This is a genomic window from Leisingera sp. ABM4_101 (assembly GCF_056158725.1).
The window spans coordinates 814,164-831,001 of record NZ_JBSWTV010000002.1; the positions used below are offsets into that span (position 1 = coordinate 814,164).

The following is a 16,838-nucleotide window of genomic DNA, read 5'->3' on the forward strand; positions in this document are numbered from 1 at the left end:
CGGGCAGAATGCCGGAAAATTTTTCAATGCGTTGCCTGTACAGGCATGGCCACTGCGTGAGAAACGCAGAACTCAGTGCTGAGACGGGATCAGCACTTCAGCAGATTAGTGCAGTGATCCAGCTCCTGGCTGTGCCGGGTTTGGGCCGTGGGAGGCTCCCAGAGCCGATTCCGGCAATGACCATTGCCTGCAACTCTTTCCTCAAAACAGAAATGCGGGGCCGGAACTGTGCCTAAGCTGACAACGGAACAACTCTTCAGTCCGACCGTTCTCCTTGCGCTTGCCTTGATGGCGATCATTGTCATGATGATTCTGCCGATGCCGGCCTGGGTTTTGGATGTCGGTCTGGCGGCCTCATTCGCATTGGCGATCCTGATTTTTACCATAACGCTGTTTATTGAGCGGCCGCTGGATTTTTCGTCCTTTCCGACGGTTCTCCTGGCCTCCCTCATGCTGCGTCTTTCGCTGAACGTGTCCTCAACCAAACTGATTATCGGCCAAGGCCATTCCGGGACGGATGCGGCAGGAAATGTGATCGAAGGGTTTGCCCAGTTTGTTATGGGCGGGAGTGTTTTCCTGGGTCTTGTGGTGTTTGGCGTCCTTCTGATCGTCAATTTTATGGTCATAACCAAAGGCGCTGCCCGGATGGCTGAAGTCGGCGCACGGTTTGCGCTTGACGGTATGCCTGGCAAACAGCTGGCGATCGACGCGGATATGTCAGCAGGGGCCATTGATCACCAGACGGCAAAGGAACGCCGTGAACGCGAACAGCAGGAAACCACATTCTTCGGTTCGCTGGACGGTGCGTCTAAATTCGTCAAAGGCGATGCGATTGCAGGTCTTTTGATCACGCTGCTGAACCTGGTGATGGGCCTGATCATGGGGGTTCTGGTTCATGGCATGCCGGTTGGCAGCGCGTTTGAAACTTATGCCATCCTGACAGTCGGTGATGGTCTTGTTTCCCAAATTCCGTCCGTCATTATCTCCATAGCCGCTGCTCTGCTTTTGGCCCGCGGTGGTGCCACGGGTGCAACAGATACGGCTCTGTTTGACCAATTTGGGCGCCATCCCGCTGCCCTGACCACAGTGGCTGTGCTGATGGTGCTTTTTGCGTTGGTGCCGGGCCTGCCTTTCCTGCCCTTTGTGATTGGAGGCGGGGTGCTGGGTTACGCGGCATTCCGGATGTCCAAGAAAAAGATGGATGATGAAGAGGCTGAGATCGAGGAGAAGATCGAAGAGGCGAAGGACCCTTCGGCCTCACGGCCGCTTGGCGATATTCTCGACTTGGACGATCTGCACTTGGAGTTCGCGCCGGATCTGGTCAGCATGGTGCTGGATGCCGGAACCGGCCTGGACGCGCGGATTGCGAATATGCGGTCGCATATCGCCACGACCTTTGGTTTGATCCTGCCGGAAATCCGTCTGACCGACCAGCATGAACTGGAGCGCGGCACCTATGTGATCAAGGTCCAGGGTGTTGAACAGGTACGCGGCACTCTGCACCCTGATATGGTACTGGCGCTTATGCCGGAAAATCATGACGCGCTGCCACCGGGCACAGATGTAACGGAACCGGTTTATGGTGCGCCTGCCCGCTGGATATCCGCCAAGTCGCAAGAACAGGCTGCCTTGTCAGGGGCCACCGTGGTTTCACCGCCGGAAATCCTGGCAACCCATCTGCTGGAGATCATCAAACAGAACTTTGCCCGCCTGCTGACATTGAAATCGCTGCGCCGCCTGCTGGATGAGATGACGCAATTGTCCGATGGTTTCCGGGCTGAGGCAAACCGCAAGCTGCTGGATGCGCTGGTGCCTGAAAAGGTTCCAATGGATACCTTGCACGCGGTTCTTCGCCTCTTGCTGGAGGAACGGGTGTCAATCCGCAACATGCCGCTGATACTTGAATCCATCGCTGAGGCACGGCTTCACACCAATCAGCCGGAGCTGATCTGCGAACATGTGCGCCAGCGCTTAGGGTTCCAGCTGGTGGCAGAGATGAAACGCGATGACGGTACGATTCCGCTGATCCAGCTGGCGCCGGAATGGGAAGACAAGTTTTCGACCTACCAGGTTGATGCTCAGGGTGCGGGGCTGGATATCGCCCTGCCGCCGGATTTGTTCAACCGGCTTGCTGACGGGCTGACAGAGAAGCTGTCCGCTATTACGGACCAGGGTGTTTTTGCGGCTGTTGTGACCTCTACCCGCCGGCGGCGCTACCTGAAGACTATTCTGAAGTCCCGCGGCGTCACCAATCCGGTCCTGTCGTTTGAGGAAATTGGCCTGGAGGCACGGCCGGCGCTGGTTGGAATGGTGCAGGCATGAACCTGAATTTTCTGCCGCCTGAGCTGGTTTTGCTGTTGGGGGCAGGGTTTTGGCACGCGGCGATCGTGTTCCTAAGAGTGGCCGCCATGGTGTCTGTTTTGCCAGCTGTCGGAGAACTATATGTCCCGGCTAGGGTGAAGCTTGCGGTCGCGGCGGCTTTCACTCTGGTGGTAGCGCCAGCTCTGCCTGCCTTTCCTGAGCCGGACAGCGTTCTGCAGTACGCCCGCTTTGCCGTAACTGAGGCAATCATTGGCCTTGCCTTGGGTATCGGGATCAGGATCTTTGTGCTGGCCTTGCAAACTGCAGGCACAATCGCGGCACAGAGCACTTCTTTGTCGCAGATTTTAGGCGGGATCGGCGCAGAGCCGATGCCGGCGCTTGGTGCTGTCCTGATGATTTCAGGTGTGACGCTCGCGGTCATGATGGGTCTGCACATCCGTGTGGCGGAATTGATGATCAGTTCTTATCAGATGTTTCCTGCGGGCCAGTTTCCTGCGGCGCCGGCTTTGACCGAATGGGGCGTGTACCGGGTATCGCAAAGTTTTTCCCTGGCATTCACTCTAGCAGCGCCCTTTGTCGTGACCGCGGTGATTTATAATCTGGCGCTTGGGGTGATCAACCGTGCAATGCCTCAGCTGATGGTGGCTATGGTCGGTGCTCCGGTTATCACCTTCTTTGGGCTGTTTATACTGATGGTCGGCAGCCCAATGATCCTGAATGTCTGGGTGCGCGCCCTAATGAGCTTCATTGCCGATCCGGGGGGCGGAATGCCATGAGCGGCCAGGACGACGACGCAGACAAGTCATTTGAGCCAACAGAACAGAAGCTTCGTAAAGCCCGTGAAAAAGGTGAAGTTGCCAAGTCAACGGATCTGTCGGTAGCAGCAGCCTACCTTGGTCTGCTGGTCGCCTTTTATGCCGCTGGCAGCAGCAGTGTTGAGGGGATCGGGACCGCGCTGATGTCATTCCTGGATCAGCCGGACCGGCTGGCTCCCCTGTTTTTCGAGGGGCCGTCAGCGGCGCCTGTCGGCGGGTTTATCGGCAGTGCATTCCGCCCTGTGCTGCCTTGGTTTCTGGTACCCTTTGCACTTGTGCTGCTGTCCATCGTCGGTCAGCGGGCCTTGGTCTTTGCTCCCAGCAAACTGGAGCCTAAGCTGTCGCGCATTTCTCCGGTCCAAGGGGCCAAGAACAAGTTCGGACGGGCAGGGCTGTTTGAGTTCCTCAAGAGCTTTGTGAAGCTTTTGCTCTACTCGGTGTGTCTGAGCGTTTACCTGAACTACCGGCTGCCGGAAATGATTGCGTCCTCCGGGACTGGCCCGCAGACTGTCGTCATGATGCTGGCCCAGCTGGCAATGGAATTCCTGTTTCTGGCGCTGATCATTGCCCTGGCCATCGGTGTTGTGGATGCAGCTTTTCAGCATGCCGAACACCACCGCAAAAACATGATGTCGCGCAAGGAAATCCAGGATGAGATGAAAGAGGCCGAAGGCGACCCCCATATGAAGGGCCAGCGCCGTCAGCGCGGCCAGCAGATTGCCATGGGGCAGATGCTTGCCGATGTGCCCAAGGCCGACGTTATAATCGTCAACCCGACACACTACGCAGTTGCGCTGGAATGGAGCCGTGAACCCGGTACGGCTCCGGTTTGTGTGGCCAAAGGGGTTGATGAGATCGCGGCTGCTATCCGGCGTGTGGCCAATGAAAACGGGGTTCCGATTCACAGCGATCCGCCAACAGCGCGCGCCCTGCATGCAGCGCTGGAAATTGGAGATGAAATTCTGGAAGAGCATTACGCTCCGGTAGCGGCGGCCATCCGGTTTGCCGAGGAAATGCGCCAGCGTGCCAAAGGAAAAATCACATGAAGCAGAAAATGCTGGACCAAATGGCGGCGGTAACAGCTGCCCAATACATGCAGGAACATGCCAAGATACAGCCAGCGCTGGCGCGGGAAGCGCAGCTGCGCGGACAATTGGCCAAGCTGAACGTTCAGGTTCAAGCCGCGCGGGAGCAGGCCAATGGCGACCATACGATGAAAGCGTTGGGTGCGGATCTCCTTTGGCAGGGCTGGCACACGCGCACTCGCCGTGAGCTCAACCAGGAGCTTGCCAAGGCGACGGCCCAGAAACTGCGTATGATGGATCAGCTGCGCAAGGCCTTCGGGCGCAAGCACGCGGTTGAAACCATGGCCGAAGCTGAACGCAAGCGGCACAAGGCTGAACAGGCAAAGGCGATGATGAACAGGCTTCTGGAAGGCTGAAGCCCGCAAGCAACTTTGAACAAGCAAAGGCCGGCCCTTTTGGACCGGCCTTTGCTGTATTGCCGGAATGGCAGCGGGCAGTTCAGACGTCTTGCCGTGAAATCTCCATGATCAGGACGTCATAAACACCTTTGCCAACATATTTTTGCGCGGCCTCGCGCAGAGCAGTGCGTAGCGGATCCAGAACGTCCGAGCGGGTAAACGCGCCCCGGAATCCGCCCATATTGGCATGGTCAAACAATACCTGCAGAAAGACATCGCGCAGCTTGGGCTCCAGCATATGCACTTTTTCTGTTGTGCCTTTCTTGGCTTCAAGGCTGAGGGAAACCACAACCAAAGAGGTCAGCTCGTCGCGCTCAACGACCGGAACCACAAACTGGTTTGCGATCTTGATGTATTCCCGCTGGTTTTCTTCACTTTCTTCCGCGGCTTCTTCGGCCGGTTCTTCAGCGGGTTTGGCCGCGTCTTCTTGCGCAGCAGGTTCTTCTTCGGGCGGGGGCGCCAGCATGATGCCGGCGCCAATACCGCCGCCTGTGCCGATGATCAGCAGGATTACAGGAAGGAGTTTAGACAGCATGGCAATCCTCAGAACGGCAGGACGACATCCAGCAGCTGCTGGCCGTAGCGCGGCTGCTGAACGTCCGTGATCTGGCCTCGGCCGCCATAGGAAACCCGGGCCTGAGCGATCTTGTCATAGGTGATTTCATTCTGCCGGCTGATGTCCTCGGGCCGGACGTATCCGGTCACCAGAAGCTCACGCAGTTCGAAATTCACCCGCAGTTCCTGGGTGCCGCTGATCGCCAGCACCCCGTTGGGCAGGACATCGACAACCGTTGCCGCAATGCGCAGCTCCAGCTTTTCGCTCCGCTTGACCGAGCCCTTGCCGCCGGATGCGCTGGAGCTGCCGAGCTCGACAGCATCTGCCGACGTGGCCCCTTCGGGCAGCTTCCGGTCCAGGCGTTGCGGCAGGCCCAGCAGATGCGGCATGTTCAAGCTTTCCGATCCGGAGCGCGACCGCTGGGTATCGTTGGAAATTTCCGCTTCCTCGTCAATTTCGATCACCACGGTCATGATGTCGCCGCGCTTCATGGCACGACGGTCGCCCAGCAGAGATTGCTGCGACCCGCTCCATAGCGAAGAGCCGTCGACCGTGCGCCGTGTCTGGGTTTGGGATGGCAGCCCTTGGTACAGCATCGCGACATGCTCAGGCGTTTCATTGGCAGGGGTGAAGGAAGGCGGTTTGCCTAAATGATCCATACGGCCGCAAGCGCCGAGCATGGCCAGGCCGAACAGCAGCGGTTTGACGGGAGAGTATTTCGTTTTCATCAGTTTACCTCAACGGAGCCGTCTTCCGCGATCCGGCCGGTGACCGTGGTGCGGGAAGAGAGATTCATTACGCGGATTGCTTCGCCGGCTGCCCCGCGGCCAAGCGAGCGGCCTTCGGCAGCGATGGTCAGCCCGCCCTGGCGGAAAATAATCGTGACTAGGTCATTGCGTTCTATGATGGCTGGCGGGCCGATATCGCCTGCCCTCAGCGGCCGTCCGGCATAAAGGGCGACGCGCGCCTCCTGGCCGATCACTTCTGACGGATCCGTCAGCGCGCCGAGGATTTCGCCTTTCTTGAAGGCAAGGTCTTCTGCGTTGACGATCTGCTTTGCGCGTATGGTACGCAACGGGGTCAGATATTCCGCCCAGGAAGGCGGGGCGGAAAGTGCAAGGGCAGCAAGGCAGGCGAGGACAAGTTTCATCAGCGCACCTGTGTCGTCGCACCCATCATCTGGTCGACGGCCGATATGACCTTGGCGTTCATTTCATAGCCGCGCTGCGCTTCGATCAGTTCAGTCACTTCGCGGACCGCATCGACCGAGCTAGCCTCCAGATAGCCTTGGCGCAGGGTACCAAGCCCGTCCTCACCGGCTGTTGATACAGTTGCTGCACCCGAAGCCTCAGTTTCCGTGAACAGGTTGCTGCCGATCGCTTCCAGCCCTTTCGGGTTGGTAAAGCCGGCCAGAGTAAACTGCCCCAGCAGCTGACCTGCCGATGTCTCGTCGAAATACCCGTAAACCTCGCCTTCGGCATTGATCGAAATGCTGACGGCGTCGTCAGGAACGGTGATTTCCGGTGAGACTGGGAACCCGTCCGAGGTCACAATCAAGCCCTCAGCGGACCGTTTCAGCGCACCGTCACGGGTATAGGCAGATTGGCCGGATGGCAGTGTCACCTCTAGATAGCCTTTGCCGTCAATTGCAAGATCCAGGTCGTTATTGGTCTGTTGCAGGGCCCCCTGCGACAGATGCACCGAGACCGCTGCCGGCCGGACGCCAAGACCCACTTGCACGCCGGTGGGCAAAACGGTGCCATCGGACGCGTTCACCGTGCCCGCACGGGAGATCTGCTGGTAATGCAGGTCTGCAAATTCGGCCCGCCGCGCGTTGTAGGCGGTGGTGTTCATATTGGCGAGGTTGTTGGAGATGGTCTCCACACGCAATTGCTGGGCGCTCATGCCGGTCGCCGCGATCTTCAAGGCACGCATCTGGATTCTCCTAGGTCTTGATCAGGTTTTTGATGGCATTGCGGATCCGCTCGTCTTCCGACTGCAGAAAGCTCTGGCCCATTTCATAGGCGCGCTGGACTTCGATCATCCGGGTGACCTCGGAAACCGCATTCACGTTGGAGCCTTCGAGGAACCCTTGCAGCACCTTCAATTCAAAGCTGTCCTCAATGTCGCCTTCGACCCGGAACATGACGCCGTCCTCTCGCACGAGAGTGTGCTGTTCCACGGGTTTAAACAAACCCAGCTGACCCAGTAGGCGCCCGTTCGCACTGAGAGAGCCGTCAGAGCCGACTTCGATCTTGCCTGCATCAGGCGGCACAAAGACAGGTGCGCGGCCAGCATCCAGAACCCGGTACCCGTCCATGGTGACAAGATCCCCGTCGGCATTCGGAGAGAAGGCCCCGGAGCGGGTCAGCCGCTCACCCTGCGGCGTTTCCACCATAAAGAATGCGTCGCCTTCTATAGCGAAGTCGAAGGTGCCGCCGGTCTTGGTAAGCTGGCCCTGTTCCATAGAGGTATTGAAGATATTCGCACGCGACATCGACAGCGATTGCTGGCCGGGTGAGGATTGCACGAATTCCGAGAAAATCAGACCTTCCTGACGGTAGCCTGTCGTGGCTGAGTTTGCGATATTGTTGGCAATGACGCGCATTTCCCGCATCAGGCCGGATTGCCGCGACAGCGTGGCGTATCCTGCGTTTTCCATTACGAACCTCCGGCAATCATCGGAACGACATGGCCATTGAAAAAGGCCACCAGCGTTTGTGTCATGAAGCCCATAGTCATCCAGAACACGACCATGATCGCGGCCAACTTTGGCACGAAGGTCAGGGTCATTTCCTGTACCGATGTCAGTGCTTGAAACAGGCCGATGGCCAGGCCGACGACCAGGGCAACAACCAGAATCGGCGTCGACATGGTAACAGCCGCCCATAGGGCCTGGCGCAACGTGTCATAGAAGAGGCTTTCGCTCATCATGGCTTACACCGGCATCCTCAGGATTTCCTGGTATGCCTCTACGACCTTGTTTCGCACAGTCACCGCGGTTTCGACGGCCAATTCGGTTTGCGCCAGCGCTTGCACAAGGGCATGAGGGTCTGCGTCAGACGTCATGGCCTGTACCGAAATTTGCTCGCTCTTTTGCAGGGTCGCTGCAAAATTTTCAAAGCTTTCCTTCAGGCGGGGGCCGGCCCCTGTTGCGGCATGTTCCGGATCTGCTTTGGTCGCGGGGCGGGCGGCGGCATAGCCGCTGGCGGCGGAAAGGCTGCGAATATCCATTCTGGATCTCCAAATATTTTTGTTAACGTCTCAAAAGGTCCATCAGCGAGGCTGACATGGAGCGGGTTTGCTCGAACATTTTCAGGTTTGCCTCGTAGCTGCGCTGAGCTTCGCGGGCATCGGCGATCTCGATCATCAGATCGACGTTGGACCCTTCATAATGTCCGCTGTCGTCTGCCAGCGGATGAGACGGGTCGTAGATCTCTTCCAAGTCGCGCCGGTCCAAAGTGACCCGGCCTGTACGGACATGCTCCACGTCTGTTTGCAGCTCACGCACGGCTTCAAACGGAATGGTTTTGCGCCGGTAGCCAGGGGTGTCGGCGTTGGAAATGTTCTCGGACACATGGCGCAGACGCGCTGCCTGGGCTTTGAGGCCGCTGGCGGTGACGGAAAGTGCGCGCGAAAATTCACTCATCGCTCAGCTCCTCAGTTCTTGCCGAGGCTGGCGCGCAGCACGTTCATGGAAGACTTGTAGATGCTCATGGCCCGCTTGTGCTGGCGGGCGGTCTCAACGCCCTTCAGCAATTCGGTTTCCACCGTCACCGTGTTGTCGTTGGGGTCGCCGCCCGCGTCATTGGAAAGGACGGCCCAATCCATGCTATCGCTGGAGGTGCCATTCAAATGGCTGCCACGGGTGGCGATCATGCTGCTCGGGCGTGCGCCGGCGGCAAAGACCTCTTTGAAAGGCTTGATATCCTTGGCGTGGTAACCTGGCGTATCGGCGTTGGCGATATTCTGCGATACCAACGCCTGGCGCTTGCCGGCGTGGGCGGCCATGGAATAGGCAATTTTGAATACGTTCAGTTCTGTGAACACCAGGGCTTCTCCCTTGATCGATTTCAATCAAGGCTTAACCCCGATTCCTTTAGAAATTGTTTTCAGGACATCAATGGAGGCCGCTTCGATGAAAGCAGAGCTGCACGCACTGACCCGTCAAATCGCCGGAACCAGGCTGACGACCCAGATGGGCAGGGTTACCGGAATCGCGGGTGGAGAGATCGAAGTCGGCGGGCTGGCCTCTGCTGCCCGGATCGGGGACCGGCTGGTTCTGCGCCGTGGCCCACGAGATGAGCTTCATGGTGAAGTTTTGAAGATTAGTGGTAGCAATATCAGCATGTTACCAGATAGGGCGCCTGATGGAGCGGCAATCGGCGATCCGGTTCTCCTGCACCCGTCACCTGAGTTCGCTCCAGGAGACCATTGGATTGGGCGGGTTATTGATCCTTTTGGCGAACCTCTGGACGGACGCCCGATGCTGCCTGGCCCGGAGCCGCGTGATTTGATGGCTGCACCGCCCAAAGCCGCGGCCCGTCGGGCGATGGGGGAACGGCTGGCCACCGGGCAGGCCGTGCTAAACACGATTCTTCCGATTGTTCAGGGGCAAAGGGTGGGCCTTTTTGCAGGTTCCGGGGTCGGGAAGTCTTCGTTGCTGGCGAAATTGGCTCAGAGCATGGAGGCTGATGTTGTTGTGATGGCACTGATCGGCGAACGCGGCCGGGAGGTTAGCCATTTTGTCGAGCAGGTGCTGGGGCCTGAGGGCATGCGGCGCGCAGTTGTTGTTGCTGCAACATCCGATCAGTCCGCATTGGTGCGCCGCCGCTGTGCCTGGTCTGCCATGACAGTGGCGGAACATTTCCGGGATCAAGGCAAAAACGTGCTGTTTCTTGCCGACTCGGTTACCCGTTTTGCAGAGGCGCACCGTGAGATTTCTGCGGCGTCCGGAGAAGCTCCGGCACTGCGCGGATACCCGCCTTCGGTCACGCCTTTGATCACTGGCCTTTGCGAAAGGGCCGGTCCGGGCGGCGAAGGGCAGGGTGACATTACTGCTGTCTTCAGTGTCCTGGTAGCGGGTTCCGATATGGATGAGCCGATAGCCGATATCCTGCGTGGGGTTCTGGACGGGCATATTGTTCTGAACCGCGAGATTGCGGAACGCGGGCGTTTCCCGGCAATCGATGTCTCCAGATCCGTGTCGCGCAGCCTGCCGGCCGCAGCGACCGCGGATGAAAATGCAGCAATCCAAGAGGTGCGCAAGTATCTGGGGGCCTACGAGCAATCTGAAGTAATGATTCGAGCGGGTCTTTATGCAGAAGGAAATGATGCCGTGCTGGACCAGGCCGTGAAACTCTGGCCGGAACTGGATGCCTTTTTCGGCCGAGAGGATCCTGAAGGGATTACCAGCAGCTTCAACCGCTTGCTGCTGCTACTGCGCCGCGCCAAGGCCGGCCGCTAATACCGTGGCCGGCGTTTTGATGGATAGTAAAATAGCATGGCTGTGCCAGATGCGGCCAGCGCCGCCACAATGCCAAGGACCTGAATTCACAACGCGGCTGGCAATCCCTTCGGTGGGTTGCATAAGGAGCAAGCTATCGTTGCCGCGATGCGCAAAAAACTGGAATTGGCGCATTGAAAATCACTGACGCCTGCTGCCAGCGGGCGTCGTTATTTCATTTGGCTGAGAGGTCCGGTACTGCAGCCTATTCCTGAGGTTTTCGCGCTGCATGCAGTTCAACCGGCTCTGAAACTACTAAGCTGTCCCCGAATCCCGGCCACCGGCATAAGCTACGATTGCAGATCTTCAGATCTTCGACGAAAAGGAGATCAATAAAGCCGAAACCAAGCAGCACGCACCCGGGTTCAAGGCGAAGGCTGCGCTTTAGGTGCTGAAGGGGGAGGAGACCGGTGCTGTTTCGAATTTTTCAGGACCGTGTCGTCTCGCGCCGCGCCGCGTTTCTTCCAGTCATAGAAGATCCCGCTGCTGATGCCGAAGTACCGGCAGGCCTTGGCGGCATTTCCGATTTCCTCAGCAAAGGAAAATACACGCTTGCTGCGTGCAACGCCCCTCAGAACTGCTTTGATCCCGCTGGTCGCTACTTCGGCTGCCAGACAGATAAAATCGTTCAGCCGAACTCGGGAGCTTCATAAATAAAGATTTGGAGAAGCGGGATTGTCCGCCTTTGCAAACAGCTGTCTTTGAAGGACAGCTGTTTATCGTCTTCATTGCCAAACCGCGAGTTTTGATCTGTCTGCAGTCTGGTGGCATCAACCCGCAATCCCATCAGCCGCCGGGGATTGCAGGATGGTGTGTTACGAGGGTCTGACAGCAAACAAGCGGTCTTCCCGCGGCAACAAGGTGCGTAGCGCCTTCAAGCAGCGGTAGTGATTGTTGCTGAGTAAGGCATCTGTTGCTTCGGCGATGGATGCCCGGCTGTCCGGATCGGTAAAGACCTGGCTCAATTCCTCAATCCGGCGCAGCATCGGCAGACGCTCCTCTTCAGGGTCTGCGTCACCGGACAGGATCAGTTGTGCTGCGTAGCAGACTCTGCGCACCGGGGTATTCGCCTCTTCCGGGTGTATTGCGTCGCGCAGGCGCAAAATGTTTGCATCAGGGGTGACAATGGACAGGCGGCTGCGGCGGTCGCCGTTTTCAATCACCGCGCCGTTCACAAGGACACGCTCCTTGGGGGCAAGTTTCAGGACAAGTCCGCTCATATTCAGGTAGCTCCGCTGCGGAGGCCACGCATGATGGCCGTATTGATTTCCACCAGGGGCCGGATATCGGCCTTGCGCTGAAGCACTTTGGTGGTGTGCTGTCTCGTGAATTCTGCCAACTCAAAGAGGCTCTGCTTCAGCTCATCAGGCAAGGGGTTGCCTTTGGAAGAGAGATCAGCGGTAAAAATTGACCAGAGCTTGCGGTTGTCGTTCAAAGCTGCTGCAAGATCAGCAAACCCATCGCGGCCTTTCTGCGCCGCTGTAATCAGGCGGCGTGTCACGCGCGCGATTACTTCGTATTCGAAATTCTTTGCTGTCCGGGTCGGGGCCTTTGCCGCCGAGTAGGCACTCTTCGCCTTCAGAAGGGCATTCACGTGTTTTCCTAACGTATTATTCTTCAGGTTCTCTGAGAGGGAAGACCGGGGCGCGATCAGCGCCCCGGGTCAGGCTGTTAACGGAACAGCTGCTGCAGTGTGGACGGCGACTGGTTCGCAATGGTCAGCGACTGCACCGCCAGCTGCTGCTGGGTCTGCAGCGCCTTCAGGCGGGCAGATGCCTCTTCCATGTTGGTGTCGGTCATGGTGCTGACGCCGGACTTCAGGGAGTCAGTCAGTTTCGACACGAATTCCTGCTGGTCGCTCAGGCGGTTGCTTGCTGCACCAAAGGCTGCCGCATGGTCGATTGCACTGGACAGAGCATTTTCGATATCAGTCAGAACGGCATCCGCATTGGTCGAATCCAGCGGAACATTGTTTGCCAGAACTTGGGAAATGTCCGCGTCCGCGTCAACATGGGCGATGCTGATGATATCGCCGGTGCCGGCAGTGGAGTCCAAGCCGCCGAGAACATCAAAGTTGGTCGCGCCGGAGGTGTCCAGCAGGTTGGCACCATTGAACGATGCCGACTTGATGATAGAGGCGATAGTTGCGGTCTTTTCAGTCAGGTCATCATTGATCTTGTCGTGGTCGACGTTCTGCGAAACACCGGCAACCACCAGTTCACGCATGTCTTTCAGCGTTTCCACGATCTGTTCCATGCCCGAGGAAGCAACAGCGACGGTGGCTTCACCAAAGTCCAGAGAATCTTGGACGGACTCGTAAGCCCCGATGTCCGATTCCATCGACTTGGAGATGGCCCAGACAGCGGAGTTGTCTTTCGCCATGCCGACCTCTTTACCGGTCGAGATCTGGTTCTGGGTTTCTTCCAGGCTGTTGTTCACAGACTTCAGGGTCTGCAGAGCAACCATTGCGCCGTTGTTGGTCAGAATGCTGGTCATAGCTTTTTCCTTTAGCTGCGGGGCGCTTTGGCCCCATTATTCGTTGCCCCGAAGGGCGCTGTGTGACGTCTTTCTGACTGTGCGTTCCGCCGTCCGGCTTCCGCGCCACCCCTCATGAGGTGCAAGGCGACATTGGCGCATCAGTTGCTAAAGGAGTGCTAATGCCGGGATTTGGTTTTTTAGAATTTTCCCAAAATTGCATTCAGGCCCGCTTCTCCAATTTGCTGCTCAGCCGGGTGCCATAGCGGGTCCTGCGACCGGCCTGGTCATAGACGTCCAGTCCCTTGCGGATTCGGCGCAATTCGGCCATGCGGGCAGCCACTGCGCGGATGCCGTCCATGGCGCCGCCCAGCAGCTCTTGATTGCGGGATATTTTACTTTGCACTTGGGCAAGCGGCTCGCGCTCCAGTTCGGTCACAGAATTCAGCTTGCCGATGATCTTTTCTTTCTTCGCCAAAAGCGCCTCGAGTTTTGCGAGATCTCCGGCCATCAGGGCTTTGCGCTCGCGGTCGAGAATCTGATCAAGCTCGTCGATCAGCTGCTGGGGTTTGGGGTCACTCACCTTGGGTCTCCTTCAATGCGTGATAAAGTGATTCTGCCAAACCGATGCCGCCAGAGCGGGCGATCTGAGTGGCTTGTTCGCGGATAAGAAAGCTGGAGAACTGCTCCTCTCCGGCACCGCCGCCGAATCCCTCGCGTGATTCGCCGAGGCCGGCGGATTTCAGCATTTGGGCTAAAAAGGAGGCTTCCAGCTCAATCGCGGCTTCGCGCAGCGGATCAGCTGCCACGGGCCGTACGGGCGCTGACGCGCGCGGTAATTGGGCGGGGGTCGTCTGGATTTCTGGCATCTCCGGTTCTCCGGTTGAAAGTCGAGTTTCTTCGATTTTTCCGAGATTGCGCAGGAACCGGTTAAAATTGCCGTAACCGCTTTCGGGTAAGCCTGTCTGTGTCGAGATAGAATATCCGGAAGACGAAAATGAACATGAACTCGGTCATTGGCTTAGATGCCGGCACTGCTGGAAAGGCGCCGTTTGCCCCTTCCGGAAGTCAAGAAAAATCAAGCAAAAACAGTAGTTTTTCAGAATTCATGGGGGGCCGGGAAAGCGGGGTTGAGGCGGGTAATAACGCTTCTTCCAGCCTGCCTGGTGAAGCAGTGGCCGAATCTGAAACAGGTGCGGCCGGCAAAGCGGGTGATTCCAGCACCGAGCAGTCTGCGGTGTCAGCGGGCACTCAAAAAACCGATGTTTCAGAGGGTAGTTTTGAAGTTTCGAAACCTGTGGCTGAGGAGGCCGAGGTCTTTGAACTGGAGACAGATACAGTCCCGGCAGGCAGCGCTTCTGTACCGGAGAGTGCTGTTGCGGTTTCGGAACCGGAGGCTGAGGAAGCTGAAGTCCTTGATCAGGACGCAGACATAGAGCTGTCAGGCAATGCTTCCGTGGAAACGGAAGAGAACGCCTGGCAAGAAGCGGTGCAAACGCCCGGGCATGACAGGCCGCAAACCGAGGCAAAAGCGCAGGGTGGCCTGTCTGAAACTGTAGAGCTGCCCCCGCGCGCTGCAGCGCATGTTGAAGACAATTCGCAAACAAGTCTCCCTGGTCGGAAAACGGCTGGAAATTCAGTTTCTGAGGGTTCGGAAAGGAACGTTTCAGCCGGCGCGGGTTCGCCAGAAACAAGAGAAAATGCAGAACCAAGCCAGCTTGAGAAACCTAAAAGCAATGCACAGCTTGCTGCCGGGCTGGACGCCAGCGGAACAACCGGCCCAAAGACGCGCGGGGAAGCCTCGCAGGGCGAGCGTAGGTCTGAATTTGCTCCGGCAGAATTGGCGAATACCAAGCACTCTCTTGCGGCAAATGCTGACAAAACCGCCGCGTCTGGCGGCGAAAAAACAGTTCAATCAGAATCGCGCGCAACTCCTGAAGCGGCTTCACAGGCTGCCGGCCGGATGGCTGTGCAACCGGAAACAAGCAGGAAGCAACCAACAGAGGTGCAGCGTTCAAGCACACCGGAGAAGTTGGCTGGCCTGGGTACTGATCCTGTTCCTGCCGCCTCCTCCGACCGCGGGTCGGGTGTGCAACAGTTGAATCCGTTGCGCGGTGATGTTCTGCCCTCAAGCTCACTGTCTTCACAGGGGCTGACCCAGGCAACCGCGTCTGGAGGCCTGGCTCTAGCGAATAGCACACTGGTACAAGGAAAGACCCCGCCGCCTAACAAGGTTGCTGTCTTGGGCCCCTCAGAGGGGAGGCTTGAAACGCATGAAACCAGATCGGGCGCGCTCGTTTCACGGCAACTTGCTGACAGCGAAATCCGAATGGCCTCGGTACAGGCTGCACCAACGGCCCCTCCGCTGGCCGTCTCCTTGCCGCAGCCTGTTGCAGCGGCAGGTATCACAGCAGCAAAGGTGAATGCAGAACTGTCTTTAGCTGCGGATGAAACGGCGGCAACTGCCCTGAGTTTGTTTTCTGAGGCACCCGGCCTGACACAGCTATTGGCGGAAGCGTCTATTGGGGCTCATGGGACTCACCGCCCTGAAGCGCCACGGATGATCGCAGCGCAGCTGGCTGAAGCCTTCGCGGCCAAAGGCGAGCAGAAAGTCGAAGTGAGCCTGAACCCGCAAGAGCTGGGCCAAGTGAAAATGCGCGTGATCACGAGCGAGACCGGGATCACTATGATTATCCAGACTGAACGGCCGGAGACTGGAGATTTGATGCGCCGCCACATTCATGAATTGGCGGAGGAATTCCGGCGCATGGGCTATGAAGATATTTCGTTTGAATTCAGTGGAGGTGCTGCAGGAGGCGGCGGCTCTGACGAAGGTGCGGGCACCGGGGCCGGAACGTCCCGTGCTCCGGCAGACACAGGCGGGCAGAATACGCAGCCTGCTGAATCCGTAACACAGAATCTCCGGCTGGGAGCCGCCGGTGTGGACATGAGGGTCTGATCATATGACAACAGCAATCAATTCCGCAGGCGCCAGCGCCGGACAAACCCCAACGCTGGCACCATCGTCCCAGCAGACCGCGGGCCTCACCTCAGATTTTGAAACCTTTGTGAAAATGCTGACGGCTCAGGCGCGGTATCAGGACCCCTTGGAACCGATTGATTCAACGGAATATGCTGCGCAATTGGCCCAATTCTCCATGGTCGAGCAGCAAACCAAGAGCAATACGCTGCTGGAAGGCTTGCAGTCGCAGCTGGGCCTGGCCAACATGGCGGCGTTGTCCGGCTGGGTCGGGATGGAAGCCAGGGCGGTCGCGCCAGGCTATTTTGATGGCAGCAACCAGGTCACTATTGCGCCTAATCCAGCTGCTGCCGCTGACGCCGTAACCTTGGTTGTTAAAGACGCAAACGGCACCGAAGTTCAGCGGATCAGCCTTCCTGTTTCAGCTGAACCGTATCAGTGGAACGGCTTGGACGAGGACGGAAACCCGCTGGAAGCGGGCGAATATGCCTTTGTTGTGGAAAGCCGGAAAGGCGACGATCTGCTGCTCGAAGAATATGCTGAGATCTATTTCAAAGTAAACGAAACCCGGATGCAGGGCGGGGAAGTCGGCCTGATAACTGAAGGCGGCTCTGTTGTGCTGGCATCCTCTGTCAGCGCGCTGCGGGATCCTAGCAGCTGATCCTGAGGTTTGCGGGCAGGAAAAACTTGTCTAGAAGCAG

At 57.9% G+C, this 16,838-nt stretch carries 22 protein-coding genes; 8 read left to right on the forward strand and 14 right to left on the reverse strand.

The window, feature by feature from the left end; translation table 11 throughout:
- Positions 1-228: 228 nt before the first annotated feature.
- Genes flhA through ACXAEK_RS04960 form a run of 4 tightly spaced genes read left to right on the forward strand, consistent with a single transcriptional unit; the run spans position 229 to position 4,578 of the window.
- Positions 229-2,322: a flagellar biosynthesis protein FlhA gene (gene flhA / locus ACXAEK_RS04945; protein WP_475040213.1), complete on the forward strand. Its 2,094-nt coding sequence runs from the start codon at positions 229-231 to the stop codon at positions 2,320-2,322.
- Positions 2,319-3,098 carry a flagellar biosynthetic protein FliR gene (locus ACXAEK_RS04950; protein ID WP_475040214.1) on the forward strand — a complete coding sequence of 260 codons (780 nt, stop codon included), beginning with the start codon at positions 2,319-2,321 and terminating at the stop codon, positions 3,096-3,098. The genes flhA and ACXAEK_RS04950 overlap by 4 nt, the downstream gene beginning before the upstream one ends.
- On the forward strand, positions 3,095-4,183 hold the full coding sequence (locus tag ACXAEK_RS04955) for an EscU/YscU/HrcU family type III secretion system export apparatus switch protein (protein ID WP_475040215.1): 1,089 nt from the start codon (positions 3,095-3,097) through the stop codon (positions 4,181-4,183). Before ACXAEK_RS04950 ends, ACXAEK_RS04955 begins: the two co-directional genes overlap by 4 nt.
- A complete protein-coding gene (locus ACXAEK_RS04960) occupies positions 4,180-4,578 on the forward strand; it encodes a hypothetical protein (protein WP_475040216.1) in 399 nt (132 codons plus the stop codon). The genes ACXAEK_RS04955 and ACXAEK_RS04960 overlap by 4 nt, the downstream gene beginning before the upstream one ends.
- An 82-nt stretch (positions 4,579-4,660) precedes the next feature.
- On the opposite strand, the gene ACXAEK_RS04965 is transcribed toward ACXAEK_RS04960, so the two are convergent.
- Genes ACXAEK_RS04965 through ACXAEK_RS05005 form a run of 9 tightly spaced genes read right to left on the reverse strand, consistent with a single transcriptional unit; the run spans position 4,661 to position 9,226 of the window.
- Positions 4,661-5,155: a flagellar basal body-associated FliL family protein gene (locus tag ACXAEK_RS04965; RefSeq protein WP_475040217.1), complete on the reverse strand. Its 495-nt coding sequence runs from the start codon at positions 5,153-5,155 to the stop codon at positions 4,661-4,663.
- Positions 5,156-5,163: 8 nt separating this feature from the next.
- Positions 5,164-5,904, reverse strand: a complete 741-nt coding sequence (gene flgH, locus ACXAEK_RS04970) for a flagellar basal body L-ring protein FlgH (protein WP_475040218.1) — start codon at positions 5,902-5,904, stop codon at positions 5,164-5,166.
- Positions 5,904-6,326 carry a flagellar basal body P-ring formation chaperone FlgA gene (gene flgA / locus ACXAEK_RS04975; protein ID WP_475040219.1) on the reverse strand — a complete coding sequence of 141 codons (423 nt, stop codon included), beginning with the start codon at positions 6,324-6,326 and terminating at the stop codon, positions 5,904-5,906. The genes flgH and flgA overlap by 1 nt, the downstream gene beginning before the upstream one ends.
- On the reverse strand, positions 6,326-7,111 hold the full coding sequence (gene flgG, locus ACXAEK_RS04980) for a flagellar basal-body rod protein FlgG (protein WP_475040220.1): 786 nt from the start codon (positions 7,109-7,111) through the stop codon (positions 6,326-6,328). The genes flgA and flgG overlap by 1 nt, the downstream gene beginning before the upstream one ends.
- A gap of 10 nt (positions 7,112-7,121) precedes the next feature.
- Positions 7,122-7,838, reverse strand: a complete 717-nt coding sequence (locus ACXAEK_RS04985) for a flagellar hook-basal body complex protein (RefSeq protein ID WP_475040221.1) — start codon at positions 7,836-7,838, stop codon at positions 7,122-7,124.
- Positions 7,838-8,110, reverse strand: a complete 273-nt coding sequence (locus ACXAEK_RS04990; protein ID WP_475040222.1) for a flagellar biosynthetic protein FliQ — start codon at positions 8,108-8,110, stop codon at positions 7,838-7,840. The genes ACXAEK_RS04985 and ACXAEK_RS04990 overlap by 1 nt, the downstream gene beginning before the upstream one ends.
- 3 nt (positions 8,111-8,113) lie before the next feature.
- On the reverse strand, positions 8,114-8,410 hold the full coding sequence (gene fliE / locus ACXAEK_RS04995; protein ID WP_475040223.1) for a flagellar hook-basal body complex protein FliE: 297 nt from the start codon (positions 8,408-8,410) through the stop codon (positions 8,114-8,116).
- 22 nt (positions 8,411-8,432) lie between these two features.
- Positions 8,433-8,825, reverse strand: a complete 393-nt coding sequence (flgC, locus tag ACXAEK_RS05000) for a flagellar basal body rod protein FlgC (RefSeq protein WP_475040224.1) — start codon at positions 8,823-8,825, stop codon at positions 8,433-8,435.
- Between the two features lie 11 nt (positions 8,826-8,836).
- Positions 8,837-9,226 carry a FlgB family protein gene (locus tag ACXAEK_RS05005; protein WP_475045190.1) on the reverse strand — a complete coding sequence of 130 codons (390 nt, stop codon included), beginning with the start codon at positions 9,224-9,226 and terminating at the stop codon, positions 8,837-8,839.
- A gap of 88 nt (positions 9,227-9,314) precedes the next feature.
- On the opposite strand from ACXAEK_RS05005, the gene ACXAEK_RS05010 reads away from it, so the two are divergent.
- Both ACXAEK_RS05010 and ACXAEK_RS05015 read left to right on the forward strand, forming a co-directional pair.
- On the forward strand, positions 9,315-10,643 hold the full coding sequence (locus ACXAEK_RS05010; protein WP_475045192.1) for a FliI/YscN family ATPase: 1,329 nt from the start codon (positions 9,315-9,317) through the stop codon (positions 10,641-10,643).
- 449 nt (positions 10,644-11,092) lie between these two features.
- Positions 11,093-11,335: a hypothetical protein gene (locus ACXAEK_RS05015; protein ID WP_475040225.1), complete on the forward strand. Its 243-nt coding sequence runs from the start codon at positions 11,093-11,095 to the stop codon at positions 11,333-11,335.
- A gap of 162 nt (positions 11,336-11,497) precedes the next feature.
- Here the strand turns inward: ACXAEK_RS05015 and flbT are convergent, their stop codons facing one another.
- The 5 genes from flbT to ACXAEK_RS05040 form a co-directional block, all read right to left on the reverse strand.
- Positions 11,498-11,902 (reverse strand): flagellar biosynthesis repressor FlbT, encoded by a 405-nt coding sequence (flbT, locus tag ACXAEK_RS05020; RefSeq protein ID WP_475040226.1) that lies wholly within the window; start codon positions 11,900-11,902, stop codon positions 11,498-11,500.
- Positions 11,903-11,904: 2 nt separating this feature from the next.
- Positions 11,905-12,276, reverse strand: coding sequence for a flagellar biosynthesis regulator FlaF (flaF, locus tag ACXAEK_RS05025; RefSeq protein WP_475040227.1), 372 nt, complete (start codon positions 12,274-12,276; stop codon positions 11,905-11,907).
- A gap of 77 nt (positions 12,277-12,353) precedes the next feature.
- On the reverse strand, positions 12,354-13,178 hold the full coding sequence (locus tag ACXAEK_RS05030; RefSeq protein ID WP_475040228.1) for a flagellin: 825 nt from the start codon (positions 13,176-13,178) through the stop codon (positions 12,354-12,356).
- A gap of 202 nt (positions 13,179-13,380) precedes the next feature.
- Positions 13,381-13,740 carry a flagellar biosynthesis protein FlgN gene (locus ACXAEK_RS05035; RefSeq protein ID WP_475040229.1) on the reverse strand — a complete coding sequence of 120 codons (360 nt, stop codon included), beginning with the start codon at positions 13,738-13,740 and terminating at the stop codon, positions 13,381-13,383.
- Positions 13,733-14,026: a rod-binding protein gene (locus ACXAEK_RS05040; RefSeq protein ID WP_475040230.1), complete on the reverse strand. Its 294-nt coding sequence runs from the start codon at positions 14,024-14,026 to the stop codon at positions 13,733-13,735. The genes ACXAEK_RS05035 and ACXAEK_RS05040 overlap by 8 nt, the downstream gene beginning before the upstream one ends.
- A gap of 128 nt (positions 14,027-14,154) precedes the next feature.
- Between ACXAEK_RS05040 and fliK the strand changes: the two genes are divergently transcribed.
- Both fliK and ACXAEK_RS05050 read left to right on the forward strand, forming a co-directional pair.
- Positions 14,155-16,116, forward strand: a complete 1,962-nt coding sequence (gene fliK / locus ACXAEK_RS05045; protein ID WP_475040231.1) for a flagellar hook-length control protein FliK — start codon at positions 14,155-14,157, stop codon at positions 16,114-16,116.
- 4 nt (positions 16,117-16,120) lie between these two features.
- Positions 16,121-16,798 carry a FlgD immunoglobulin-like domain containing protein gene (locus ACXAEK_RS05050; RefSeq protein ID WP_475040232.1) on the forward strand — a complete coding sequence of 226 codons (678 nt, stop codon included), beginning with the start codon at positions 16,121-16,123 and terminating at the stop codon, positions 16,796-16,798.
- Positions 16,799-16,838: the final 40 nt, after the last annotated feature.